Consider the following 24,499-nt stretch of genomic DNA (forward strand, 5'->3'; position numbering starts at 1 on the left):
CACAGACCCTAGAGGTCCAGGACGAGACGCCCGCCCCGGCACCGCGAGACGCAGATCAGCATCGAGTCGCCCCGCTCGTCCTCGGTCAGCAACTCGTCCCGGTGGTCGATCTCGCCCTCCAGCACCCGCTGTTGGCAGGTCCCGCAGAACCCCTGCTCGCAGGAGTACGCCACATGGGGCAGCTCCGCGCGGACGGCGGCCAGCACCGACTGCCCGGCCGCGACCGGCACCGTACGCCCGCTGCGCCGCAGCTCCACCTCGAACGCCTCGGAGCCTTCGGAGCCCCCATCGGAGCCCGCCGTGCCGCCCGTCGCCGCCGAGAACCGCTCCAGGTGCAGCGTGCAGCCCTCGGGCAGTGCGGCGGTGGCGGCGGCCATCAGCGGCTCGGGACCGCAGCAGTAGACCGCCGTCCCCGGGGCGAGGTTCGCCAGCGCCCCCGCCACGTCCGGGTGGCCCGCCTCGTCCTGCGCGACGACCGTGACCCGGTCCCCGTCCGCGCCCAGCTTCTCGATCTCCTCCAGGAACGGCATCGACGCCCGCGACCGGCCCCCGTACAGCAGCCGCCACTCGGCCCCCGACGCGGCCAGCGCCCGCAGCATCGGCAGGACGGGGGTGATCCCGATACCGCCGACGACGAAGACGTACCCCGGGGCCCCGGTCAGCGGGAAGCGGTTGCGCGGCCCCCGCACCTCCACCTCCAGGCCCTCCTGGAGCTGTTCGTGCACCTCCCGCGAACCGCCCCGGCCGTCCGCCACCAGCCGGGTCGCCACCGTGTACGCCCCGGTGTCCGCCGGGTCGCCGCACAGCGAGTACTGCCGCACCAGACCGGACGGCAGCACCAGGTCCAGATGGGCCCCGGGCGACCAGGGAGGCAGGCCGGGCCCCTCCAGCCGGAGCCGGACGACCCCTTCGGCGACCTCGGTCCGCCCGGTGATCAGCAGCTTGCGGACCGCCGTCGCGCGCCGCTTCGAGTGACCCGATACCGGCTCGGGCAGGGCGGGCAGCGGCCACAGCGGGGACCGGGCGATCCGGCGTTTCAGGGCGCGCCGGGTGAGCAGGGCGGCGCCGGAGACCAGCACGACGGTACGCAGACGGGGGAGCGCCATCGGTCAGGCCCCCTTCGCCGTCTCGGCCTCGGCGGCCAGGGCGGCGGGGGAGCGGGTCAGATAGTCCACGGCCTGGGCCGTACTGCCCTCCTGCGAGGGATGGTAGGACCGGCTGAGATAACTCGGGACGGAGCGCAGGATCGCGCCCGTGCTCGGCAGCGTGCCCTGCTTGCCGCTAGCGTGGAACGCCTTGAAGGAGGCCTTGCCGTCCAGCAGCGTGGGGTCGTTCTCCATGAAGAACCGGGTGCCGCGCTGCCACAGGAACACCAGCGCGGAGAACGCCGCCGCCCAGGTGCGCACGCGCCTCCGGTAGCCGCCGTCCACATGCATGAAGACGTCGAAGGCCACCGACCGGTGCTCCACCTCCTCCGCCCCGTGCCAGCGCAGCAGGTCCAGCATGGTCGGGTCCGCGCCCTTGCGGTCCAGGGCCTCGGCGTTGAGGATCCAGTCGCCGAGGAACGCGGTGTAGTGCTCGATCGCCGCGATCATCGCCACCCGCTCCATCAGCCACCACTTCGACGCCCGCCCCGGCGGCAGCGTCCGGTCCCCGAGCAGCTTCTCGAAGAACCAGTCGACCTGCGCGGTGTACGGCGTCGGGTCGAGGCCCAACTCCCGCAGATGCGGCAGCACATCGTCGTGGGCCTGCGAGTGCACGGCCTCCTGCCCGATGAACCCGATGACGTCCTCGCGGAGCCGGTCGTCGTGGATGTACGGGAGGATCTGCCGGTAGACGTGGATGAACCAGCGTTCCCCGGCCGGGAGCAGCAGGTGGAGCACGTTGATGGTGTGCGTGGTGAACGGGTCGCCCGGCACCCAGTGCAGGGGGGTCTTCTCCCAGGCGAAGGACACCTTGCGGGCCTTGAGGTGCGTCCGCTCCGACGCGACCGCCGCTGGCTGCGTGTTAGACATGTTGTCAATGTACTGAGGGGTAAGCGGGCGGACCAGAGGCGTGCAGGGAAATTCCGTGAGGCTCCGGGAGGCGTCGAGCGATGATCGCTGTATGACGAAACCCGTGCAGGCCCGTTCCTTTGACGCCACCGCCGCCGCCTACGACGCCCACCGCCCCTCCTATCCGCCCGCGCTGTTCGACGCCGTCGAGGAGCTGGCCGGCATCCCGCTGGCCGGAGCCCGGGTCGCGGACGTCGGCGCGGGCACGGGGCTCGGCACGGCCCGGCTGTACGAACGCGGGGCCCGGGTCACCGCGGTGGAGCCGGGCGACGGGATGGCCGAGCAGTTCGCCCGGAGCCTGCCGGACGTGCCGCTGGTGCGGGGCGACGGGAACAACCTGCCGCTGCGGACCGGGTCGATGGACCTGATCACGTACGCCCAGGCGTGGCACTGGACCGACCCCGTCCGCTCGATCCCCGAGGCCCGCCGGGTGCTGCGGCCGGGCGGGGCGCTCGCCCTGTGGTGGAACGACGGTGACCCGTCGGTGGAGTGGCTGGTCGACCAGGAGAACCGGATGCGGGCTTTCTTCAAGGTGGACATCCCGGCCGCCACCGACGTATGGGCCCGCCACCGTGCCGTACTGCCCGACGGGCTGGACTTCCGCACCCGGCAGGTGGCGTGGAGCCGCCGCGTACCGGTCGATGCCCATATCGCCAACATGGCCACCCACTCCGACTTCCTGATCGGCGATCCGGTGGCGGTCCGCGACTTCTTCGACCGCGAACGGGCCCTGCTGGCAGCTCTGTTCCCGGACGGCGAGGTCGAGGAGGCGTATCTCGTGAGTCTTGCCGTAGCCCACCCGTAGCCCCGCTTTCGGGTGCAGGATGGCCCGATGGTGACACAACCGGAATGGCGAAACACGCGGCGCGGCGGGGCAACAGCCCTTGTCCTGGCGGGATTTCTGATTCTGGCCGGGTGCAGCACGGAACCGGCCGACGACAACGGCGGCCGGGAGCGGCCCACGCCGAAGCCGGCCGCGACGGGCACGCTGGAGCAGCTGGCGAAGAAGGCCGGCTGCGACCCGAACGTGCAGACCGACGCGGCCGAGCTCCGGCAGGCCAACTGCAAGACAGGCGAAGGGCGTTACGTCCTCACCACCTTCGCCACCGACCGCGGGCAGCGGGAGTGGATCAACGAGGCCAAGGACTACGGAGGCTCCTACCTCGTCGGACGGCAGTGGGTGGCCGTCGGTGATCCGGAGGTGGTGGCGGCGCTGCGCGGCCGGCTCGGGGGGACAGTGGAGACCGCCTCGCCTCACCACTCGGGGAACAGTGGCGGAGGGGGGAGCGAGGACGGGCACTCCGGCCACCACCCGGGCTGACCGCGCAGGTTCACGGGGGCCGCACGCGCCGCGTCAGCGGCAGCGGCGGCCGTCGTTGATGCACCGCACCATCTTCTTCATCAGCCGGTCGTCGAAGACGTTGATGAAGTCACCGTGATCGGTGATCGGCTTGTGCAACTGCTCGGGGAACGAGTCCACGGCGAAGCCGGGCCCCGGCGGAACGTCGTAGACGATGCGCTGCACCAGCTGCGGCACCGCCCGGAACCCGTTCGGGCACCGGCCGTTCTCCTGCGCGAACGCCACATGGGTGCGGTGGTTGGCGCTGTCCGTGTTCTGCCCGTCCCAGCAGTTCTGGAAGGCGAACGTCCGCACCACCTGACTGCCCTCGGGGCAGATCGGATACTTGTCCGTCAGCTGGCGGTCCTCGAATCCGGTGCAGCTCCACGAGGCGTTGGCGTTGGCGTCGCCGTTGGTGAACGCCTTCGCGTCCCCGGTGATGATCCGCAGGAAGCGCGGCATCGCGGTGACCCTGCCGACGGGCGAGCCGACGAACTTCAGCGTCACCTGGGACGGGGTCTGGATCTCCCCGACGTTCTGGTCCCGGCCACCGCCGTCCGCGTTCACGTCGTCCTCGTCCTGCCCGTTCTGCAGGCGCAGGACCGGCCAGTAGTAGGTGGAGCGGTCGCCCTGGTTGCGGCAGGTGGTCGCGCCGTTCGCCAGATCGTCGTCGCTCGCGAAGGCGTCGTTGGCCTGGTTGCCGATGTAATCGTGCATATGGTGCGCGCCGTTGCTCACGCCGGGCGCGACGATGACGTTGTCCGGGTTGAACTTCCCGTTCTCATTACGGCCGCAGTCGGTGGTGAAGGTGCCCCGGGACGCGCCGCGGCGCTGGCGGGGCCGGTCTACGTTGGGCTGGACGGACTGGATATCGACGAAATCGGCGGCCACGGGCCCGTTGCCGCCCTGGCCCTGCCCCTGCCCGGGATCCTGCCCCTGTCCCGGGTCCTGGCCTCCCGGGTCCTGCCCCTGGCCCCCATCCTGGCCCTGATTCTGACCCTGGTCCTGGCCCTGGCCGTCGTCCTGACCACCGCCACCGGGGCCGCCGTTACCGCCGCGGCTGTCATCGGCGCGCAGGCTGCATCCGGCGAGGCTCTCCAACCCCGTCGGCCGCTCGCCCGCGCGCCCGATCGCGATACCGATGCGGTCGAGGCTCGCCGTCCGCTTGCTGCGCAACGGGCCGAGCACGGCGTTCTCCGCCAGCCCCGGGTCGCGGGCTATCTGCTCCTTCCGGTCCGCGAACTGTCGGTAGGCGTCGGTGATCTGGGTATCCATCGCCGCGAGTTCGCGGTCGACCTCCCCACGTGCCTCGTCCGGCACGTCGGGCAGTCCGTTGACGGCTTCGGGGCAGTCGATGGTGGACAGCTGGCCGCCGGCGTTCTGCGTCCGGGTGGGCGGAGAGGAACCGGACGGTCCTTCTCCCGCGGAGGCGTAGACATTGACCGCGACCAGACCGCCTCCCCCCAGGATCAGGGCTGCGGAGGCGGCGATGGCCCGGTTGGCCAGCGTGGAACGTTTCTTGCGCGATATGCGTCGCATGGGACTCCTCTGCTTCGAGGGAGAAGCGTGACGTCCCATACGGACGGAGAGCCCAACCCGTTCAGCTCACCCCCGGCTATCGCGCGAACGCGGCCAGTTGCTCGTCGACCGGGGCCCCGGTGAGCCGGTTGGCCAGGGTCGACAGGGTGTACGCGCCGATGCCCAGGACCACTTCGAGCGCGTTCTGCTCGGTGTAGCCGTACGCCAGGAAGTCCCGCAGATCCGCGTCGTCCACCGCGCCCGCCGAGGCGAGCACCGCCAGGGTGAACCGCCTTACGGCGTCCAGGCGTTCGTCCGGCAGAGGGTCCTCCGCGCCGTCGCGCAGAGCGGCGATCAGCGCCGGGCCGGCGTCCAGGGCGGCCAGTTTCGCCGTGTGCATCGCGACGCAGACGTGGCAGTCGTTGCGGGTCGCCATCGTCATCACGACGACCTCGCGGGAGAGCGGGTCCAGCGTGCAGGCGTCGAAGATCGCGCTGATCTTCAGGAATCCGTCCAGGGCGTGGGGCGAGGCCGCGAGCCGGGCGACGGCGGCGGGCCGGTAGCCGAGGCGCTCCGTCACCGCCTCCATGGCACGCCTCGATGCGGGCGAGGCGGTTGCGGGGGTGAGATCGGCAAAGGGCATGGCGAACCTCTCGCGGAGATAGGATCGACAACATGGTTGACGAAAAAAAGGTAAACCAGGTTGTCGAAGCTCGCAACGGCTTCGAACTGCCGCTGCTGCTCTTCGCCGGCTTCCGCTCGATCATCGACGCCCTGCACCGGGACCTCGCCGAGCACGGCCACCCCGAGACCCGGCCCGCGTACGGCTTCGCCCTCCAGGCGGTGGGCCCCGACGGCGCGGCCATCAGCGAGATCGGGCGGCGCCTCGGGGTCTCCAAACAGGCCGCCGGGAAGACCGTCGACAAGCTGGAGACCCTCGGTTACGTGGAGCGCGCCCCGGACCCCGCCGACGGCCGGCGCACCCTGATCCGCCTCACCCCGCACGGCGTCGACCTGCTGACCCGGTCCGCCGAGGGCTTCGACCGGCTGCGGGCGGAGTGGGCCCGGACGCTCGGCGAGGACCGGCTGAACGCCCTGGAGCGGGACCTCCGCACGATGGCCCCGGGCGGCGCGTTCCGGCTCGACGCGGCGGGCTGGTTCACGGGCTGAACGGAGCCGGGGCCCCGGCCGCGTACGACGGAGCCGGGAAGCCCCGGCCGCGTACAGCCGGTGAACCGGCCCGCGCGCACACGCTCAGCCGCGGTCCAGATACGCCAGCACCGCCAGCACCCGGCGGTTGTCATCGTCCGACGGAGGCAGGTCCAGCTTGCCGAAGATGTTCGACGTGTGCTTGGCCACCGCCCGCTCCGTGATGACCAGCTGCGCGGCGATGGCGGCGTTCGACCTGCCCTGCGCCACCAGCTCCATCACCTCCCGCTCGCGCGGGGTGAGGCCGCCGATCGGCTTGTCCTGCGAACGGCGCGACAGAAGCTGCGAGATGACCTGCGGATCCATCGCCGTTCCGCCCGCCGCCACCCGCCGTACCGCGTCGATGAACTGGTCCGCGTCGAAGACCCGGTCCTTCAGCAGATACCCGACGCCGCCGTTGCCGTCCGCCAGCAACTCCCGGGCGTACAACTGCTCCACGTGCTGCGAGAGCACCAGCACCGGCAGCCCCGGCCGGGCCCGGCGGGCGGCCAGCGCGCACTGGAGGCCCTCGTCCGTGTGCGACGGCGGGAGCCGGACGTCGACGACGGCGACGTCCGGCTCCAACGAGGCCAGTGCCTCGGTCAGTTCGGGCCCGGTCTCCACAGCCGCGGCGATCTCGAAGTCGTACGCCTCCAGCATGCGCACCAGGCCGTCGCGCAACAGGAAGAGATCTTCGGCTAGGACAACTCGCAAGGGATCTCCATGGTCACCATGGTGGGACCGCCCGCGGGACTGCTGACGGCCAGGACGCCGTCGAATGTACCCAGTCGCCTCTCGATCCCGCTCAGGCCCGAGCCCGATCCGATCGCCGCCCCGCCCCGCCCGTCGTCCGTCACGGAGATCCGGAGCATCCCCTCCGCATGGTGCAGGTCCACGTACACCCGCTCGGCCTTCGCGTGCTTCACCGTGTTCGTCAGGGCCTCGCTGACCGCGAAGTACGCCGCCGACTCCACCGGGGCCTCGGCCCGGCCCGGCAGTTCCACCGTCACCTCGGAGGCGAGCGGTAGCCGCAGCGCCAGCGCCTTGACCGCGTCGCCGAGACCGCGCTCGGCGAGGACCGGCGGGTGGATGCCCCGGACCAGGTCGCGCAGTTCCGTGAGGGCCTCCGCCGACGACTCCCGGGCCATCGCCAGCAGCTTCTTCGCCTGTGCCGGATCCTTCTCGATCAGCGCCTCGATCGTGCCCAGGTTCATGCCCATCGCGACCAGCCGGGCCTGCGCACCGTCGTGCAGGTCCCGCTCGATGCGCCGCAGTTCGGCGGCCGCGGTGTCCACGGCCTCGTGCCGGGTCTCGGTCAGCCGCTCGACGCGCTGCGCCAGCTCCTCGTCCCGGGTCGGCGCCAGCACCGTACGGGCGAGCGAGAAGTGCAGCCGCAGCAGCGGCCTGCTCGCCCACAGTCCGACGTGGAAGAGCACGATCCCCAGCGCCAGAGCCGCGAAGGCCGTCGCCTGGCTGTCCACCGGCACGAACCCGTACCAGTACGGATCGTCCCTGAACACCCGCCACAGCCCCGCCGCCAGAACCAGTCCCTCCACCGGGTAGATCATCAGGGCCGCCGACAGGACCGCCAGCACCGTGCCGGCGGTCATGTCCACCAGCAGCCATTGCAGATCCCGCCAGGTCGCCGGATCCTTCAGCATCAGCGTGGTGCGCTCCACCTGACCGGTGAGACCCGGCCGCAGGTCCCTGGGGAAGGGCCGGTACGGGACCGGGATCCGCACGTCCGCCCAGGTTATGGCCCACAGCCTCCGCTGATTCGCGTGCTTGCGGACCGCCTCCAGCACCACCGGGGTGGTGAACACCCCGATGCCCAGCAGGATGAAGGAGATCGAGAGCACCGCGAGCACGAACAGGGTGATGGACACCGCCAGGCCGACCACGGACAGGTACAGCCCCCGCCCCGCTGCCAGCATCGACGGCCGCAGCCGCCCCGTCATCGCCTTCATCGTGGATCCTCTCCCCTCACCGGAGCCGGGCCGATCCCCGGTCCGGGGGCCAGTCTCACCCGGGCCGGCCCCGCCGCGTCAGCCGGTCCGCCACCCGAAGGGGGTGTACCTGGCACCACCCCCGCATCCGCCCCCTACGCCTCCACGGCCGGGGGCTTCGACGGCTGGGGCGGACCGCCCCCGATTCCTAGATTCGAAGCGTCCCGAACCACTTACCTGACGCTTACCTCCGGGGGAGAGACCACATGAGGCGCAACCTCGCCGCACGCATCGGCGTGTGGAGCACACGCCACCGCAAGACCGCCGTACTCGGCTGGTTGCTCTTCGTCGTGCTCGCCACGGGCATCGGCGGAGCCACCGGCATGGTCGAGATGACCAACGCGGAGAACGGTGCCGGAGAGTCCGCCCGTGCCGAGCAGATCCTGCTCGACGCCGGACTCGACAAGCCCGCGGGTGAACTCGTCATGGTCTCCGCACCCGCCGCCGGCGACTGGAAGCCGGCCGCCCAGGCCCTCTCCGACGCCGTACGGGAGACCGGCGAGGCACAGAACATCGTTCCGGCCGTCCCCTCGAAGGACGGCAAGGACGCCCTGATCACCTTCGAGATGAAGGGCGACGCCGCCACCTCGCCCGACCGGATCCAGCCCGTCCTGGACGCGGTCGCCGCCGTGGGCGACGACCACCCGGACGTCGAGATCCACCAGTTCGGCGAGGCCAGCGCGGGCAAGTGGCTCGGCGACCTGCTGGCCGAGGACTTCAAGAAGGCCGAGTTCACCGCCGTCCCGCTGGCCCTCGGCATCCTCGTCGTGGCCTTCGGCGCGATCGTCGCCGCCCTGCTCCCGGTCGGGCTCGCCCTCACCGCGTGCATGGCCGCCTTCGGCCTCCTCTCGATCGCCAGCCACCAACTGCACCTGTTCCAGACCACGTACTCGGTGATGTTCCTGATGGGCTTCGCCGTCGGCGTCGACTACTGCCTCTTCTACCTGCGCCGCGAACGCGACGAACGCGCCGCCGGACGGGACGCCGAGACCGCCCTGCGCATCGCGGCGGCCACCAGCGGCCGGGCGGTCCTCGTCTCCGGCCTCACCGTGATGGTCGCGATGGGCGGCATGTTCCTCTCCGGACTCCTGCTGTTCAAGGGCTTCGCGCTCGCCACGATCATCGTCGTCTTCATCGCCATGCTCGGCTCGGTCACCGTCCTGCCCGCCCTGCTCTCCTGGCTCGGCGACCGCGTCGACGCGGGCCGCATCCCGCTGCTGAACCGCCGCGCCAAGCACGGCAACACGGGCAGCGGCCGCATCACCGGCCGACTGCTCGGCCCCGTCCTCACCCGCCCCCGCACCTTCGCTGTCGCCGCCGTCGTTCTGCTGCTCGCCCTCGCCGCGCCCGCCCTGGGCATGAAGACCGAATCGCTCGGCCTGGAGAAGCAGTTCGGTTCCGACTCGCAGCTCTCGATCGCGTACAACCGCATCACCGACAGCTTCCCCGGCGGCCCCGCCCCCGCCCTCGTCGTGGTCACCGCGCCCGACATCACCGCCCCGGAGGTCGCCAAGTCCCTGGGCGGCTTCGAGGACGTCACCGTCCACCGGGACAAGAACGTCGCCGAGATCGAGATCCCCCTCCCCGGCGGCACCGCCGACCTCACCGAACTGCGCGAGCGGACCCTCCCCGCCGCGTTCGACGGCACCGGGGCGAAGACCCACGTCACGGGCGAGACCGCCGGATCGGTCGACTTCAACGACCAGCTCCGCCGCGGCATCGTCCCGGTCTTCGCCTTCATCACGGCGGTCACCTTCCTGCTGATGCTGTTCTGCTTCCGCAGCTACGTCATCGCCGTGACGTCCATCGTCCTCAACCTGCTCTCGGTGGCAGCCTCCTACGGGGTGATGACCGCCGTCTTCCAGCACGGCTGGGGCGCCTCGCTCATCGGTTCGGAGGGCGTCGGCGCGATCGAGGCGTGGATGCCGCTGTTCGTTCTCGTCGTCCTGTTCGGCCTCTCCATGGACTACCACGTCTTCGTCGTCTCCCGGATCCGCGAGGCACGCGGTGGCGGCCTGGACAACCGGTCGGCCATCGAGACCGGTCTCCGCCGCACCGCCGGGGCGGTCACCGGAGCGGCGGCCATCATGGTGGCGGTGTTCGCGGTCTTCGGGACGCTGTCCATGCAGGACATGCAGCAGATGGGCGTCGGCCTCGCCGTCGCGGTCCTGCTGGACGCCACCGTCGTACGGATGGTGCTGCTGCCCTCCGTGATGCTGCTGCTGGGCGAGCGCAACTGGCGTACCCCGCGCGGGCTTTCCCGGCTCCCGAGCCTGGAGCAGGAGGAGCCCGCCGAGCCGGCGCGCGACACCGTACGCGTCTGAGCGGACGGGTCCGAGCACACGGGGGCGGGCCCGGACCACGGTGAGGAGGAACCGTGGTCCGGGGCCGCCGCACGGGTGCGGGCGCCGGTCAGGGCGTGTACTTGTACCCGACCCGGCGGACCGTCTGGATCGAACGGCGGTACTCCGCCCCCAACTTGCGGCGCAGCCGGGCGACATGGACGTCGACGGTGCGCCCGTCGCCCACATGCCCGTAGCCCCACACCGTCGTCACCAACTGGTCGCGGGTGTGCACCCGGTGCGGATGCGCCACCAGATGGGCCAGCAGCTCGAACTCCAGATACGTGAGGTCGAGGGCGACGCCGTCGACGGAGGCCGTACGCCGGGTGGCGTCGATCCGCACCGGCCCGGCCGACCCCCCCTCGGCGCCGGCGGCAGCAGCGGCACCGGAGCCCGCGTCGGGCGCCGGCCGGAGCGGGGAGTCGGCGACGGCCCCCGCGAGTGCGGGCTGCTGGTCGGCCGGCACGAGCACCAGGTACCCGATCATCGGGGGCCGGCCGGGCAGCGAGGGCAGGGTGTGCGGCGGGGCGGGCAGCCAGGTGGCCCCGGGCGGGAGGAAGCCCGCCACATCGGCCGGGGCCGCGACCTCGTCGCGGTCGACCGCGCGCAGCCGCTGCCGGTTCGGGTGGGCGGGCAGGGAACGGGCGGGGACGGAGCGGGCGGTGGGGTGGGCCGCAGCGGATGCCGGGGACGCCGCGGTGGCGGCGGACGCGGCGGAGAAGGTACGAGTGTTCGCCATGAGGGTCAGCTCTTTCGCGCGAGAAGTCGTCAGGGACGGACGTTCGTCGTACGCGCGGACCAAAGGCCGGGGTGAGCGGCTTTAGTGGGCCTGCGCGTTCCACGCGCGGCAACACACCCGGTCGAAATCATGGTGCTGACGGGAAGGCCAGAACGGTTCGAGGTCGCTGCGACCCGACGCGATGTACTGGAAGCTGGCCATGTGCTCCATTGAAGCAGACATTGCGGCGGTGCATCAGACTCCTCTCGCCCCTCGATACGGACCCTTCGCGTCGCGTTCCTCACGCGACGCCCGCCGGACCCGCCCGGGAGGGGGCACGCGCCCACGCGGGAGGGGCCCGCCGGCGAACCGGCGGGCCCCTCGTACGTACGCGGTCGGCGTCGGGATCAGACCTGGTCGGCCTTCTCCAGCGCGGTGCAGCAGGTGTCGACGATCAGCCGCGTGACGACGTACGGGTCGACGTTGGCGTTCGGACGGCGGTCCTCGATGTACCCCTTGCGGTCCTGCTCGACCTGCCACGGGATACGGACCGAGGCGCCGCGGTTGGAGACGCCGTAGCTGTACTCGTTCCACGGGGCGGTCTCGTGCAGACCGGTGAGCCGGTCGTCGATGCCCGCGCCGTAGTTCTTCACGTGGTCCATCGGCTTCGAGCCCTCACCCAGCGACTCGCACGCGGTGATGATCGCGTCGTAGCCCTCGCGCATCGCCTTGGTGGAGAAGTTGGTGTGCGCGCCCGCGCCGTTCCAGTCGCCCTTGACCGGCTTCGGGTCCAGCGTCGCGGAGACGTTGAAGTCCTCGGCGGTGCGGTAGAGCAGCCAACGGGCCACCCACAGCTGGTCGGAGACGTCCAGCGGGGACAGCGGGCCCACCTGGAACTCCCACTGGCCGGGCATGACCTCGGCGTTGATGCCGGAGATCCCGAGCCCCGCCGCCAGGCAGTTGTCGAGGTGCTTCTCCACGATCTCGCGGCCGAAGATCTCGTCCGCGCCGACCCCGCAGTAGTAGCCGCCCTGCGCGGCCGGGAAGCCGCCCTCGGGGAAGCCGAGCGGCCGGTGGCCGTCGAAGAAGGTGTACTCCTGCTCGATCCCGAAGATCGGTGCCTGGCCCGCGAACTGCTCGGCGACCGGACGCAGCGCGGCACGTGTGTTGGACTCGTGCGGCGTCATGTCGATGTTGAAGACCTCGCACAGCACGAGGACGTCGTTGCCGCCGCGGATCGGGTCGGGACAGGTGAAGACGGGCTTCAGCACCCGGTCGGACGCGTGGCCCTCGGCCTGGTTGGTGCTGGAACCGTCGAATCCCCAGATCGGCAGATCCGCCACGTCCCCCGACGGCGCGCCGTCCATGATCTTCGTCTTGGAGCGAAGCTTGGCGGTCGGCTCGGTGCCGTCTATCCAGATGTACTCAGCCTTGAACGTCACGGACGCCATCCTTTGCGGGTGCAGCGGTCTATGCAGCGCAGCTTGGCAAGACGCGATTTCCCGTCCGTTGCCCATGTGTGAACCCCGTGTTACCGAGGTTTCCTGCGGTTTTCCGCGGTGCGCGGGCGGCCGTAGGGGCTGCGTTTCAGAGGCTGCTCCTGAGCAGGGCCGAGAACCCGGCCGCCCGCATCCGGCGCACCAGCTCCTCCCGGCTCGACCCCAGCGCCGCGGCCGCCCGGTCCAGCTCCCAGTCGGCCCCGGCCACGGTCCGCAGCAGATGGCCCCGGCGGATCTGCGCGTCGGAGAGCCGGAACGTCTTGAGGTAGGCGACCTGCCCCTTGTGATCGGTGATCGTCTCCCCGATGTGCTGCCCGCCCCCGTCCCGGACGAACGGCGGCAGAAAGCGCCACAGGGTGAAGGACTTCATCCGGTACACCCGCTCGAACGCGTACGAGGAGTCCAGCAGCTCCCGCGCGAACAGGGTGTCGTGAGCCTCGGCCCACGCCCGCTCCTGCGTCCGCGCGGCCGACCGCAGCTCGCCCAGATCCCGGATGTGGTCCGCACCCCCAATCCGCACCGGGGTGTCGGCCACCGGAGCCCCGTACAGCGCGTACTGGTGCACCAGCTCCCCGTAGAGGTCCTCCACCAGCGAGGCGTGCAGCAGGCGGTAGTCGTCCGGGTGCGGCACCACGAACGCGGAGGCGAGCGCGTCGGAGACGTACACCATCATCCCGCACTGGCCCGGGTGGATCTCGAAGATCCGCAGCGCGTCCGCGAGCCCGCGCACCGACAGCCCGAGGTACGCGTCCTCGGCACGCGGCGAGAGCCCGTCGCGCAGGGCCGTGCGCGACCACTCCTCCCAGGCGGTCGACGGACCGCCGAAGTGCAGCGCGAGATACCCCTCCAGCGCCAGGTGCAGCGGCAGGAACCGCAGCCGGTCGCCGGGCCGCCGCTTGGCCATCCGGTGGTGCGGCACCGCCGGCAGGGACATGGCCCGGGGCGCGTCGCCGCCACCGAACTGGGTGCCGTACGCGGCCGACTGCCGGCCCGCCCCCGGGGCCCGGCCGTCCTCCTCGCCCGACCAGTCGGCGACCAGCCCGTGCGGGATGTACGAGAGGTAGCGCTCCCGGGGCCCGAGCTCGACGATCCCCGCGCCGAGCCCCTCGTACACCTCGCGATGCAGCCGCAACCCCGCCACCGGCGCCTCGCGGATCAGCGGGACGAGCCGGACACCACCCCACACCTGCGCGGGACCGGCGGTGAGTCCGGTCAGCTCCAGCCGGTTCACGGTGTCACGTCCTCTCCGGGCGCCCGCGCGGTGCGGACGGTCGTCGGTGCCGACTCCGTCCGCTTCACGAGGCCGCTCCCTCTCCGGGCTCCTGCGCGGTGCGGGCGCCCGTCGCTGCCGATTCCAGCCGCTTCACGGCGGTCGTTCCCTCTCCGCTGGTGAACCGGGCCACCTGCCGGTCCAGATACGCGTACAGCTCCGTGGTGCCCGTGCGCCCCTCCGCGAACCGGGCGATCTCGACCAGCGCGGGCAGGTCCTCCGCGTCCCGGATCCCGGCCGTCGCCACCCCCGCCGCCAGCCGCCGCACGTCGAAACCCTCCGCGTCGTATACGGGGTTGACGTGCACCACCGCCGTACGCCGCGCCGGATCCAGCCGGTGCCGCCACACCCGCAGCACCTCGCCCGCCAGGCCCGCCGGAGCGTTGTCCCAGCCGTCCGAGACGACCACCAGCCGCTCCGGAGGAGCCCCGTCGGCCCCCGGCTCCAACGCGTCCAGGATCCGCATCCCCAGCGGGGTCGGCCCCCAGGGGCGTACGAGCAGGGCGTCCCGCGCCCCCGAGGTCCACAGTCCCCGGTACGCCCCCGGCGCGGCGAGCACCTCCAGCAGGTGGTGGCAGGCCAGGGCCACGGCGAGCGGCCGACGCCCCTTCTGCCCCGAACCGGACGAGGAGAAGCTGTCGTCCAGCACCGCGTGCACCCGACCCCAGCTCCCCGCGTGCGCGCCCGCCGCCCGCCGGGCCGCCACGCGCAGGGCGCCGGTCAGCTCGGCCCGGCGCTCGGAGCGCTCCTCGAAACCGAGCGACAGCACGTACAGCGCGAGCCGGGTCAGCGGCATCACGGTCAGATCGACGTCCGGCCGCCTGTCACCCACCACCCGCTGCTCCTGCGTGCGCAGCCGCTCCAGCCGGGTCATCCGGGGCGCGGCCCGCTTCAGGAACACCTCGCGCTTCATCCCGTGCTTGGCGGCGAACCCCTCCGCCACCGTGAACGGCAGCTCGGCCACGGCCCCCTGCTCGTAGTGGGCGCGCCGCCAGGCGTCCAGCATCCCGTGCTCGTACCGGGGCAGCCGGCCCGGCCGGAACAGGAACGCCCCGACCTCGGCGAGCGGTCCGCGCCCCTCGGGGCAGGGCAGGTGGATGTGCCGGGCGACGGTCTTCAGACCGGCCCGGTACTTCACCGCGTCATGGCCCAGATCCGGCCGGGCCGCCAGCCAGTCCCGCATGATCGCCCGGGTGCGCCGGTTGTTGACCTTGGCGCGGCGCAGCTCGCCGAAGAGCCGGTAGACGCGCTGCGGCGGCAGCGCCGCCAGCCGGGCCGCGATCAGCCGGCCCTCGGTGCGCCGCTCCTCGGGGGACGCCTCGTCCGCGGTCTCCAGGAGCCGGCGCACGATGAGCGCCGCGTTGTGGTGGTTGATGTCCAGCGCCAGCGAAGCCGCGTACACCCGGCGGTAGTTGACCCGTACGTAGGTGTGCAGGAAGTCCAGGGAGAGCTGCTGGTCGACGGCGCGGGAGCGGAACTCGCGCTGCCCGGTCGAGGTGATCGCCGCGTTCACGAAGAGGAGGACGTCCTCGGCGGCGACGAGGTCGGCGGCGCTGTCGGCGCGGCTCTCGGCATGGCTGTCGGGCGTGTTCATGGTCGTCCCCCGGGTGGCTGGAGTGCCGGCCGGGGAATGGGGGCGCGAACAGCGAAATCATTGCTTCACAGGCAGGTCTCGGAAGTCGCACCGGAGTCCCGCGGCCGGCTCGGGAAACGTAACGGGGCGGGGCGGGTCCGCGCCACCGCATTCGGGCCGGGCGTTGTCCGGGACCGGGCCCGGCACGATGCGGGCCCCGGCCTCCGGCCCCTGGTTTCCGGCCCCCTGGTCTCCCGCCCCGGGCCTCCTGTCCGCACGCCCGCCGCGCCCGGCACACTGGCACGCATGACGACTGCAGGCACCACCCCTCTGCGCATCGGCCTCCTCGGCACCGGCCCCTGGGCCCGTAACACCCAGGCGCCCGCGCTCGCCGCCCACCCCGGTGTCGAGCTGAGCGGAGTGTGGGGCCGCAGGGCCGAGGCGGCGGAGCCCCTCGCCGCCGCCCACGGGACCCGGGCGTACACGGGCGAGGAGGGCATCGACGCGCTCCTGGAGGCGAGCGACGCGGTGGCCTTCGCGCTGCCGCCGGACGTCCAGGCCCCCCTCGCGGTCCGGGCGGCGGAGGCGGGCTGCCACCTGCTGATGGACAAGCCGGTCGCCACGACGGTCGCCGGGGCCCGCGCGGTGGCCGAGGCGGCGGAGAAGGCAGGGGTGGCGTCGGTCGTCTTCTGTACGTTGCGGTTCGCACCCGAGACCGCGGCCTGGATCGCCGAACAGACGGCGGTGGGCGGCTGGTTCACGGCACGGGCCCAGTGGCTGGGTTCGCTCTACGCCGCCGGTTCGGCCAGCGAGTACGCGGACTCCCCGTGGCGGCGCGAGAAGGGCGGCCTGTGGGACGTCGGCCCGCACGCGCTCTCCGTGCTGATCCCGGTCCTGGGCGAAGTGGAGCACCTGACGGCCGCCGCGGGACCGGCCGACACGACGCATCTGATCCTGCGCCACGCCTCCGGCGCGTCCAGCACGGTGACGCTCGGGCTGAGCGCCCCGCCGGGCGCGGCGGTCGTAGAGATGGAGTTGCGGGGCGAGCGGGGCACGGCGTCGGTCCCGGGCTGGGCGGGCGCGGAGACGGCGTTCCGGGGCGCGGTGGACGCCCTGGCCGAAGCGGTACGCACGGGAGTGCCGCACGCCTGCGACGCGCGCTTCGGCCTCCACCTCACGGAGCTGCTGGCGGCGGCGGAGGAGCAGACACGGGCGTAGCGGCAGGCGGGGTGGCAAGTGGGGCGGCCGGCGGCAGGGCGCGGCACAGGGCATCGAGCGCCTCCGGGTAGGCGGATTCGGCGGGGGTCGCGTATCCGACGACGAGCCCGTCACGGTGCGGGACGAGGGAGGCGTCGGCGGGACCGGCGGCACGTACGGCATCGGCGTTACCGGCGGCACCGGCACGATGGGCCCGGGAGGCACGAGGGCCACGGGAGGCGTCCTCCGCCCCCGGGTGCAGATAGTCGCCAAGCCCCTCCACCGCGAGCCCCTGCCAGGCCGCCGCCCGGACCGCCGACCGCTCGGTGCCGGGCGGCAGCTCCACCACGGCGTGCAGCCCGGCCGCGATCCCGGTGACCCGGACGTGCGGGGCCCGCGCGTGCAGGGCGGCCACCAACTGGTCCCGGCGGCGGCGGTGGCGCTGCCGCATCCGGCGTACCTGCCGGTCGTACGCGCCCGACTCGATGAAGTCCGCGAGGGTGAGCTGCTCGGTGGCGCTGGAGAACTGCTCGCGCTCGCCCTTGGCCGCGACGACGGGGGCGACGAGCCGCTGGGGGAGCACCATCCACCCGATCCGCAGAGCAGGGGAGAGACTTTTGCTCACCGACCCGACCAGCACCACATGCTCGGGATCGAGCCCCTGGACGGCCCCCACGGGCTGCCGGTCGTAGCGGAACTCCCCGTCGTAGTCGTCCTCGACGACGAGCCCGCCGGTGGCCCGGGCCCAGTCGACGACGGCCGCCCGCCGCGCGGGGTGCAGCGGCCCGCCGGTGGGGAACTGGTGGGCGGGCGTGAGGAGTACGGCCCGGTCGCGGCGGGTGAGCCCGTCGACCCGGGCGCCGTCCGCGTCCACGCCGAGCGGCCGGGTGCCGACCCCGTGGGAGGCGAGCAGTTCGCGGTGGAAGGGCAGCCCGTACGCCTCCGCCGCCCACGGCCCGCCGACCACCTCCGCGAGCAGCCGCAACCCGTGCGCGGCCCCTGAGCACAGGACGATGCGGTCCGGCGCGGCCCGCACCCCGCGCACCCGGGCCAGATAGCCGGCCAGGGCCCGCCGCAGCTCGGGCCGCCCGTGCGGATCGCCGGGCCCGAACGCGTCGTCGGGGGCGGCGGCCAGCGCACGCCGGGCCGAGGCCAGCCAGGCGGTGCGCGGGAACACCGAGGGGTCCGGCTGCCCCTGGACCAGGTCGTGGACCGGCCGGACGGCGCGCTCGGGGGTACGGGGCCGGTGCACCGGGGTCACGGGGGCGGCCCGCTCGGCGACCCGCGTCCCCGACCCCTGGCGGGCGGCCAGCCACCCTTCCGCGACCAGCTCCGCGTACGCGTCGGCGACGGTGTTGCGGGCCAGGCCCAGGTCGGCGGCGAGGGAACGGTAGGGCGGCAGCCGGGTGCCGGGGGCGAGCCGCCCGCTGCGCACGGCCTCGCGGAGCGCGTTCATCAGGAGGGCCCGGCGGTTACCGGTGCCGGAGAGTTCCAGGGGCAGATCGCTGCCCAGGATCTCCGCAGAATTGACCCATGAATCCGTCACGCGAATGCACCCCACACCCAGTCGCTTGTCGCCCTAGATTCGTACCCATGACGACGACAGAGATCAAGACGAACGACCGCACCACCGCCGAGGCCACCACCGTCCGGCCCAACCCGGCCACGGCGGCCCCCCGGCTGAACTTCGCGAAGGCGGCTCCGAAGGCGTTCCGGGCCGTGATCGGCCTGGACGCGGCGGCCCGTGAGGGCCTGGACCCGGCCCTGGTCGAACTGGTCCAGATCCGCGCCTCGCACCTGAACCGGTGCGCGTACTGCCTGCACATGCACACCACGGACGCGCGCAAGGCGGGCGAGAGCGAGGACCGCCTGCACATGGTCGCGGTCTGGCAGGAGGCGGAACACTTCTTCACGGACCGGGAGCAGTCCGCCCTGGCCCTGACGGACGCGGTCACCCGGATCGGCGACGCCGGGGTGCCGGACGAGGTCTACGACCGGGCGGCGGCGCACTTCACCGAGGAGGAGCTGGCCCACCTGCTGGCCCTGATCTTCACGATCAACACCTGGAACCGCATCGCCCTGTCCACGGCCAAGCGAGCGGGCACGGACGAACGCTGAGCCGGTACGGCACCCACCCGAGCCTCACATCAGCCGGGTCCGGAGCTCCAGCCAGGCCGCCACCTCGGCCCGCAGCGCACGGTCCCGCACCCGGGGCAGCAGCTCACCGGCCGCGAGGGTGAGCCGCTTGGCGGCCCGGGAGGCGTTGACCGCCACCAGGTTCTCCCGTGCGTACGGAGTCGACTCCCGGGTCGCCACGTCCGCCCGGGACACCGGAATGGCGTCCAGGCAGGCCCGTACGGCCGTGTCCGGTTCGAGCAGCCCGTACCGCGCGATCTCGCAGACGGCGTCGGTACGGTCGAGGACTCCGGCGGCCTCGCACGAGCCGAGCAGCCAGAGCGCCAACACCTCCCAGGCGGACCGATCGTGACCAAATCTCCGCTCACCTTCGTCCGGCAGGAGCTGCCGGCACGCGACCCACAGGAACCACCACCAGCGCGCAGCTTCCTCCGCCTCGCCCGGCGCCCGCCGCCCTGCCCAGGCCTCCCGCTCCGCCGCACCGAGCCCGACCAGATGCCGGACCCGGTCGCGCCCGGATTCCCGGGACCACGGCGAGGGCTCGCCACGAGCACCGGGCGCGAACCAGGCGGGTGCGGTGATCGCCAGCACCTGGCCGTTCTCCTCGTCGGCCAGCACCGCCACCCGACTGTCCGCGCGAACGAAGCGCCGGCACCCGACGCCGTCGGGCGCGACTTCGACGAGGGGGAAGCCGGCCCGTTCCAGATCCTCGGCAAGCGCGTCGACCGACAACGGGACGTCGAGCCGGTGGGCCTGGACGGTGACATACAGACCGCGCCGGCCGTCACCCTCCTGCTCCCACGCGAGCTCCACCAGCTCGTAGCAGCGGAGCAGCTGCCCGGGCCCGGTACGGCTCTCGACGAACGCGTCACCGAGGAGACCGGTCACCTCGGCGGGCGTACTGGTCGCATCGGCGCCGCGCACGGTACCGGTGACGACGAAGTCGGTGAAGAACGCCATGCCGGGGGAGAGCTGCCGGACCGTCGACGGGCCCTCGGCCTCAGGAACCACGGACTCAGGGGGCACAGCCTCAGGCACCACGCCCCAGCGCGTCCCGCACGGCCTCCTCGCTCCGCGCCACCACGGCCGTGCCGTCCTCGGCGGTGATGATCGGCCGCTGGATCAGCTTGGGATGCTCGGACAGCGCGACGATCCACCGCTCCCGCGAACCGGCGTCGCGAGGCCACTCCTTGAGCCCCAGCTCCTTCGCCGCCGCCTCCTGCGTCCGCGTGATGTCCCAAGGCTCCAGACCGAGCCGGTCCAGCACGGCCCGGATCTCCTCGGGCGAGGGCACGTCCTCCAGGTAGCGGCGGACGGTGTAATCGGCCCCTTCGGCGTCCAGCAGAGTCACCGCGCTGCGGCACTTGGAACAGGCGGGATTGATCCAGATCTCCATGGGGCCAAGGGTACGCGAGGGACTGCCGAAACCGCCTCTGGCCAGGGGCGATTGTCAGTGGGGGGCAGTAAAATGGAGGGAGTTCGTGAGGGTTCCACCACGCTGCCAGGAGGATGCCGATGGCCGTCGCCACCGCCACGACCCAGCCGCTCGACCGACAGCTCCCGATGCCCTTCCACCCGCCGCTCCCCGCGCCGCCCGCGAAGAAGCGGCTGCCCGCCGGCCGCCCCCGCGAGTGGTACGTCTCCCACAACCGCCGCCTCAAGGCCATGCGCCTGGCCATCGCCCTGCTCGACAGCGGGGTCTACCAGCCCTCCAGCGCCGGCAACCACCGGATACGGATCACCGCCGAGCGCATGGGCATCCACCCGCCGTCCGACACCACCTGCCGCATGGTCCGTGCCCTGATCCGCTACGGCCGCTGACCGAACCGCTCACCGACCGCTCCACCGGTGCCCCCGGCCCCTCTGCATCCGGCCGGGGGCACCGGCACGCCGTCGGCCGCCGTACGGCACCATGACCCCGACCGAACAGGGGAAAGGGCGAAGGGACTTCACCATGGCTGCGGATCTGTGGACGTCGGTCGTCTCGCTCGCGGGTGTGGCGCTGGGCGGCGGACTGACAGCCCTCGCCCAACGCGCCACACAACGCTCGGCGGAACGCGCGGAGGAACGTCGCCAGACCGCGGCCACCTCGGAGAGTCGCAGGGCCGAACAGATCGACGTGCTGAAGGAGTTCGTCTCCTGCGCCCAGGCCGCGGAACGGGCCGCCTACGGTCGCCCGGACCCGTGGGGCGACGACGAGGACGGCTGGATGACGCAGACGGGCCCGGTCATGACCGCGTTGTGGACCGCGTCCGGCAATGTCACGCTCCTGTGCGACGAGGCCCTGCGCGAGCCGGTCAGGACGTACGGTCACGCGCTGAACGCCGCCGTCTGGCGCGACATCGGGGACGTCGAGGTCAACGAGCACCTGGAGGAGGCCAAGACGGCGTTCATGAACGCGGCCCGGGCGAGCCTCGCGGGCGCCTGACCGGTAGAACGACGACGGGTAGGATCCCAGCCCCATGAAGGCACTCATCTCGGTCGACATGGAAGGCATCTCGGGGATCGTCCACTCCTCCGAGACGAATCCCGAGCGTTACGACTACCAGCGCGGCCGGGAGCTGATGACGGCCGAGGCGAACGCGGTGATCGCGGGCGTCCTGGACGCCGAGCCCACGGCCGACGTCCTGGTCGCGGACGCGCACGGCACCTTCCGCAACCTCCTGCCGGAGCAACTCGACCGCCGCGCCCGCCTGGTCCGGGGCAAGCCGCGCGCGCTGAACATGCTGGCCGGGCTCGACGAGGAGACGGACGCGGCGCTGTTCGTGGGCTACCACGTCCGCGCGGGAGAGGGCCCGGGCGTGCTGGCGCACACGATGAACGGCGAGATCCTCGACGTACGGGTGACGGCCCGGGCGCAGGGGGAGGGCGCACCGGGCACCGGCCACGCACCGGGCGAAGACGGACAGGTCACCGGCCGCTCCCTGGGCGAGATCGGGCTGAACGCCGCCATGGCCGGCCACCTCGGCGTCCCGGTCGTCCTGCTCAGCGGCGACGACGCGGCCTGCGCCGAGGCTGCCGCCCTGATCCCCGAGGCGGTCACCGTCCCGGTCAAGGAGGCCTTGGGCATGGCGGCCGCCGTGACCCTGCACCCGGAGGAGGCCCGGGACCGGCTGCGCCGTGCGGCGGCGGACGCGGTGAGTCGCCGCACGGAGATCCCACCCCTGGCCCTCACGGGCCCGCTGGACGTGGAGGTCGACCTCGCGAGCCCGCACACGATCAACCTGGCGACCCTGGTCCCGGGCGTCTCACGCACTGCGGGCGCCCGGACGGTCGCCTTCGCGGCCCCCGACTACGGGACGGCTTACCGCCTGATCCTGCTGCTGGCGCAGCTCGCCACGATCAGGCCGGCGTAGGCGCAGGCACCGAAAACACGTCGAAGACCGCACGCGTTGCCTCTACCGTGTCCGGGTGACAACCCAGGTGATCGTGCTGAACGGCGGCTCCAGCTCCGGCAAGTCCGGCATCGTCCGGTGCCTCCAGGCGGAGCTGCCGACCCCGTGGCTCGCCGCCGCGATCGACACCTTCGTGGACTCCCTGCCCGCGTCCCTGAGGTCGGCGGGCGAAGGCATCGCGTTCGCGGCCGGCGGCGGCGTGGCCATCGGCGAGGAGTTCCGGAGACTGGAGGCGGCCTGGCGCGAGGGCGTGGCCGCGACGGCCCGGGCGGGCGCGAACGTCATCATCGACGACGTGTTCCTCGGCGGCCCCGCCTCCCAGGAACCGTGGCGGAAGGCGCTGACGGGCCTGAACGTCCTGTGGGTGGGCGTTCGGTGCGCGAGCGAGGTGGCCGAGGCCCGCGAGATCGCCCGAGGGGACCGCCCGAGGGGAATGGCCGCGGCGCAGGCGGAGAAGGTGCACGAGGGGGTGTCGTACGACGTGGAAGTGGACACGACACACATGGAGTCCCTGGCCTGCGCGAGGACGATCGCAGCCCACGTAACCTGACCGCCCGACTGGCCCGACCTGCTCCCACACCCACCGCCTACCCCCCACCCCCTCAGACCTGGCTGGAGCGAGATGACCGACCTGTGGACCGGCGAGCGAGTACGCCTGCGAGGCATCGAACCCCAGGACTGGGAGGGCTTCCGGGCCCTGGCCCTGCACACCGTGGACGCCCGCAACGCCGACGTGGTCGAACCCCCGCGCTCGGACGAGAGCTTCCGCGCCTGGACCACCGAACGCGCCGGCCGCACCCCGAACCCGTCCTCGTACCAACTGGTCATCGAAACCCGCTTCGAGCACGCCTTCGTCGGCGCGGTGTCGGTGGGCGAGACGGACACCCGGGCGGGCCGCTTCCGCACGGGCATCGAGGTCACCCGCGAACACCGCCGCCAGGGCTACGCCGCCGAGGCCACCGAACTGATCCTCACCTACATGTTCGCCGAACAGCGCTGCCACAAGTGCGAGGTGGAGGTCTACGCCTTCAACGACGCCTCCCTGGCCCTCTACCGCAAACTCGGCTTCGTGGAGGAGGGCCGCCTGCGCCAGCACGAGTACTTCGCGGGCACGTACCACGACGTGGTCCTGCTGGGCATCACGGCGGATGAGTACTGGGCGGGACGGGCACGGCCTTCGTTGCGGTGAGGTCTTCCGGGTGGACCGTATGAACGTACGGGGACGGATCTACCGATACGTCGGACCGGCCGACCTGAAAGCCGCGATCCGGCCCGGCAGAGGCAGCCGCCGGATCGTCTCGCCGGCCGACTTCGCCCACTGGGCCGCCGGACAGGCGGCGGTAGAACTGCTCGAACCGTTCACCTTCGTGGTCGGCATGGACGGTGTGCTCAGGCTGGCTCCTCGACGCAGCGAACACGTGGCATGCGCTAACGGAGAACCCGTCCTGAGCGCAGGAGAGATCAGCTTCATCCGCGAGGCAGGCCGGTGGGTAGTGGACGAGGTCAGCAACCAGTCGACCGGATACTGCCCGGACGTCGTCTCCTGGCCGGCAGTCGCCCGCGCGCTGGACGCCATCGAACTAGGACACCCGTCCTGCTTCACCCACCAAGTGGTGTTCCGGCGCTGTCCCGGCTGCCGGGAGTGCGCCATCGTGCGCGAGGGCGACTTCATCTGTGTCTTCTGCGGCAGCGATCTGCCCGAGGAGTGGAACGTCGATGCCGCGCCGCCGCATGACCGGCGCTGCTAGCGTCCCCCGCGTGAACGACAGCGTGTACGTGGGCAACGCGGGCAAGGATGCGGCACTGGACCGAGGATGGCTCCTCGGGCATTTCCAGGACGCCGACGACCCGCGTCACAGCGAGGCCGTGGAGATCAAATGGGGCGTCCACCCGCGCGCCGACAGGCGATTGCAGTGGGTGAAGGGCGAGGAGCGCACGGCTCTGCTGGTTCTCATCAGTGGCCGCTTCCGCGTTGAGCTGCCGGGCCGCGACGTCCTGCTGGAGGAACAGGGCGACTACGTCGTGTGGGGACGCGGCGTCGATCACTCATGGTTCGCGGAGGAGGAGTCGGTGGTCCTGACGGTTCGATGGCCGTCCGTTCCTGGCTATGCGGTCATGCCCTGCGGCAACAAGGTGCCTGATTCCCACTGACTCACCGTCGGACACCCCACGGCTGACCGAGGTCCGTTGCGGCCACCCGGGCCGACGTCCCGTCGTTCGGACGACGAACCGCCGGCCCAACGTCGCATAGAGCAACCCCTGTT

The 24,499-nt window shown here is 72.2% G+C and carries 26 protein-coding genes; 13 read left to right on the plus strand and 13 right to left on the minus strand.

Features of this window, described 5'->3' with window-relative positions:
* Positions 1 to 8: 8 nt before the first annotated feature.
* Together IE140_RS08140 and IE140_RS08145 are read right to left on the minus strand one after the other, a co-directional pair.
* Positions 9 to 1,106: a PDR/VanB family oxidoreductase gene (locus IE140_RS08140; RefSeq protein WP_150195296.1), complete on the minus strand. Its 1,098-nt coding sequence runs from the start codon at positions 1,104 to 1,106 to the stop codon at positions 9 to 11.
* A 3-nt stretch (positions 1,107 to 1,109) separates the two neighbouring features.
* Positions 1,110 to 2,015, minus strand: a complete 906-nt coding sequence (locus IE140_RS08145; RefSeq protein WP_093439785.1) for a metal-dependent hydrolase — start codon at positions 2,013 to 2,015, stop codon at positions 1,110 to 1,112.
* A gap of 91 nt (positions 2,016 to 2,106) precedes the next feature.
* Here IE140_RS08145 and IE140_RS08150 point away from each other — a divergent pair, with 91 nt between their 5' ends.
* Positions 2,107 to 2,859: a class I SAM-dependent methyltransferase gene (locus IE140_RS08150; RefSeq protein WP_150195294.1), complete on the plus strand. Its 753-nt coding sequence runs from the start codon at positions 2,107 to 2,109 to the stop codon at positions 2,857 to 2,859.
* A 27-nt stretch (positions 2,860 to 2,886) separates the two neighbouring features.
* A complete protein-coding gene (locus IE140_RS08155) occupies positions 2,887 to 3,375 on the plus strand; it encodes a hypothetical protein (RefSeq protein WP_150195292.1) in 489 nt (162 codons plus the stop codon).
* A 33-nt stretch (positions 3,376 to 3,408) separates the two neighbouring features.
* On the opposite strand, the gene IE140_RS08160 is transcribed toward IE140_RS08155, so the two are convergent.
* Positions 3,409 to 4,932, minus strand: a complete 1,524-nt coding sequence (locus IE140_RS08160) for a DUF1996 domain-containing protein (RefSeq protein ID WP_150195289.1) — start codon at positions 4,930 to 4,932, stop codon at positions 3,409 to 3,411.
* Between the two features lie 76 nt (positions 4,933 to 5,008).
* The gene (locus IE140_RS08165; RefSeq protein ID WP_150195287.1) at positions 5,009 to 5,554 is read right to left on the minus strand and encodes a carboxymuconolactone decarboxylase family protein; all 546 of its coding nucleotides are present in this window, start codon (positions 5,552 to 5,554) and stop codon (positions 5,009 to 5,011) included.
* A gap of 32 nt (positions 5,555 to 5,586) precedes the next feature.
* Between IE140_RS08165 and IE140_RS08170 the strand changes: the two genes are divergently transcribed.
* Positions 5,587 to 6,081 carry a MarR family winged helix-turn-helix transcriptional regulator gene (locus tag IE140_RS08170; RefSeq protein ID WP_150195285.1) on the plus strand — a complete coding sequence of 165 codons (495 nt, stop codon included), beginning with the start codon at positions 5,587 to 5,589 and terminating at the stop codon, positions 6,079 to 6,081.
* A gap of 84 nt (positions 6,082 to 6,165) precedes the next feature.
* Here the strand turns inward: IE140_RS08170 and IE140_RS08175 are convergent, their stop codons facing one another.
* Together IE140_RS08175 and IE140_RS08180 are read right to left on the minus strand one after the other, a co-directional pair.
* Positions 6,166 to 6,813 carry a LuxR C-terminal-related transcriptional regulator gene (locus IE140_RS08175; protein ID WP_150195283.1) on the minus strand — a complete coding sequence of 216 codons (648 nt, stop codon included), beginning with the start codon at positions 6,811 to 6,813 and terminating at the stop codon, positions 6,166 to 6,168.
* A complete protein-coding gene (locus IE140_RS08180; RefSeq protein ID WP_150195281.1) occupies positions 6,798 to 8,066 on the minus strand; it encodes a sensor histidine kinase in 1,269 nt (422 codons plus the stop codon). Before IE140_RS08180 ends, IE140_RS08175 begins: the two co-directional genes overlap by 16 nt.
* A gap of 245 nt (positions 8,067 to 8,311) precedes the next feature.
* Between IE140_RS08180 and IE140_RS08185 the strand changes: the two genes are divergently transcribed.
* Positions 8,312 to 10,429 carry an MMPL family transporter gene (locus IE140_RS08185; RefSeq protein ID WP_189460228.1) on the plus strand — a complete coding sequence of 706 codons (2,118 nt, stop codon included), beginning with the start codon at positions 8,312 to 8,314 and terminating at the stop codon, positions 10,427 to 10,429.
* An 88-nt stretch (positions 10,430 to 10,517) separates the two neighbouring features.
* Here IE140_RS08185 and IE140_RS08190 read toward each other — a convergent pair whose 3' ends face one another.
* From IE140_RS08190 to IE140_RS08205, 4 genes are all read right to left on the minus strand, one after another.
* Positions 10,518 to 11,186, minus strand: a complete 669-nt coding sequence (locus IE140_RS08190; protein ID WP_189460230.1) for a winged helix-turn-helix domain-containing protein — start codon at positions 11,184 to 11,186, stop codon at positions 10,518 to 10,520.
* A gap of 386 nt (positions 11,187 to 11,572) precedes the next feature.
* Positions 11,573 to 12,607 carry a glutamine synthetase gene (glnII, locus tag IE140_RS08195; RefSeq protein ID WP_150196485.1) on the minus strand — a complete coding sequence of 345 codons (1,035 nt, stop codon included), beginning with the start codon at positions 12,605 to 12,607 and terminating at the stop codon, positions 11,573 to 11,575.
* Between the two features lie 145 nt (positions 12,608 to 12,752).
* Positions 12,753 to 13,895, minus strand: coding sequence for an ARPP-2 domain-containing protein (locus tag IE140_RS08200; protein ID WP_150196484.1), 1,143 nt, complete (start codon positions 13,893 to 13,895; stop codon positions 12,753 to 12,755).
* Positions 13,896 to 13,959: 64 nt separating this feature from the next.
* Positions 13,960 to 15,528 (minus strand): hypothetical protein, encoded by a 1,569-nt coding sequence (locus tag IE140_RS08205; RefSeq protein ID WP_229826729.1) that lies wholly within the window; start codon positions 15,526 to 15,528, stop codon positions 13,960 to 13,962.
* Between the two features lie 285 nt (positions 15,529 to 15,813).
* Between IE140_RS08205 and IE140_RS08210 the strand changes: the two genes are divergently transcribed.
* Positions 15,814 to 16,725 (plus strand): Gfo/Idh/MocA family protein, encoded by a 912-nt coding sequence (locus IE140_RS08210; RefSeq protein ID WP_150196483.1) that lies wholly within the window; start codon positions 15,814 to 15,816, stop codon positions 16,723 to 16,725.
* Here the strand turns inward: IE140_RS08210 and pdxR are convergent.
* Positions 16,682 to 18,250 carry a MocR-like pyridoxine biosynthesis transcription factor PdxR gene (gene pdxR, locus IE140_RS08215; protein WP_150196482.1) on the minus strand — a complete coding sequence of 523 codons (1,569 nt, stop codon included), beginning with the start codon at positions 18,248 to 18,250 and terminating at the stop codon, positions 16,682 to 16,684. The genes IE140_RS08210 and pdxR overlap by 44 nt on opposite strands.
* 47 nt (positions 18,251 to 18,297) lie before the next feature.
* Here pdxR and IE140_RS08220 point away from each other — a divergent pair, with 47 nt between their 5' ends.
* Positions 18,298 to 18,822, plus strand: coding sequence for a carboxymuconolactone decarboxylase family protein (locus IE140_RS08220; protein ID WP_150196481.1), 525 nt, complete (start codon positions 18,298 to 18,300; stop codon positions 18,820 to 18,822).
* Positions 18,823 to 18,846: 24 nt separating this feature from the next.
* Here the strand turns inward: IE140_RS08220 and IE140_RS08225 are convergent, their stop codons facing one another.
* Both IE140_RS08225 and IE140_RS08230 read right to left on the minus strand, forming a co-directional pair.
* Positions 18,847 to 19,851, minus strand: coding sequence for a hypothetical protein (locus IE140_RS08225; protein WP_229826730.1), 1,005 nt, complete (start codon positions 19,849 to 19,851; stop codon positions 18,847 to 18,849).
* Between the two features lie 19 nt (positions 19,852 to 19,870).
* The gene (locus IE140_RS08230; protein WP_093806093.1) at positions 19,871 to 20,236 is read right to left on the minus strand and encodes an ArsC/Spx/MgsR family protein; all 366 of its coding nucleotides are present in this window, start codon (positions 20,234 to 20,236) and stop codon (positions 19,871 to 19,873) included.
* Positions 20,237 to 20,355: 119 nt separating this feature from the next.
* Between IE140_RS08230 and IE140_RS08235 the strand changes: the two genes are divergently transcribed.
* The 7 genes from IE140_RS08235 to IE140_RS08265 all read left to right on the plus strand — a co-directional run bounded on the left by IE140_RS08235 (position 20,356) and on the right by IE140_RS08265 (position 24,386).
* A complete protein-coding gene (locus IE140_RS08235; RefSeq protein ID WP_032761724.1) occupies positions 20,356 to 20,661 on the plus strand; it encodes a hypothetical protein in 306 nt (101 codons plus the stop codon).
* Between the two features lie 133 nt (positions 20,662 to 20,794).
* Positions 20,795 to 21,268, plus strand: a complete 474-nt coding sequence (locus IE140_RS08240; RefSeq protein WP_109178282.1) for a hypothetical protein — start codon at positions 20,795 to 20,797, stop codon at positions 21,266 to 21,268.
* A 34-nt stretch (positions 21,269 to 21,302) separates the two neighbouring features.
* The gene (locus tag IE140_RS08245; RefSeq protein WP_150196480.1) at positions 21,303 to 22,196 is read left to right on the plus strand and encodes a M55 family metallopeptidase; all 894 of its coding nucleotides are present in this window, start codon (positions 21,303 to 21,305) and stop codon (positions 22,194 to 22,196) included.
* 55 nt (positions 22,197 to 22,251) lie between these two features.
* A complete protein-coding gene (gene cpt, locus IE140_RS08250) occupies positions 22,252 to 22,785 on the plus strand; it encodes a chloramphenicol phosphotransferase CPT (protein WP_150196479.1) in 534 nt (177 codons plus the stop codon).
* 72 nt (positions 22,786 to 22,857) lie between these two features.
* On the plus strand, positions 22,858 to 23,424 hold the full coding sequence (locus IE140_RS08255) for a GNAT family N-acetyltransferase (protein ID WP_150196478.1): 567 nt from the start codon (positions 22,858 to 22,860) through the stop codon (positions 23,422 to 23,424).
* 19 nt (positions 23,425 to 23,443) lie between these two features.
* Complete coding sequence (locus IE140_RS08260) at positions 23,444 to 23,983, plus strand: hypothetical protein (RefSeq protein ID WP_150196477.1); 540 nt, start codon at positions 23,444 to 23,446, stop codon at positions 23,981 to 23,983.
* 10 nt (positions 23,984 to 23,993) lie between these two features.
* Positions 23,994 to 24,386, plus strand: coding sequence for a cupin domain-containing protein (locus IE140_RS08265; RefSeq protein WP_109181414.1), 393 nt, complete (start codon positions 23,994 to 23,996; stop codon positions 24,384 to 24,386).
* Positions 24,387 to 24,499: the final 113 nt, after the last annotated feature.

It is taken from the genome of Streptomyces parvus, assembly GCF_014648875.1.
Taxonomy (GTDB): Bacteria; Actinomycetota; Actinomycetes; order Streptomycetales; family Streptomycetaceae; genus Streptomyces; species Streptomyces parvus.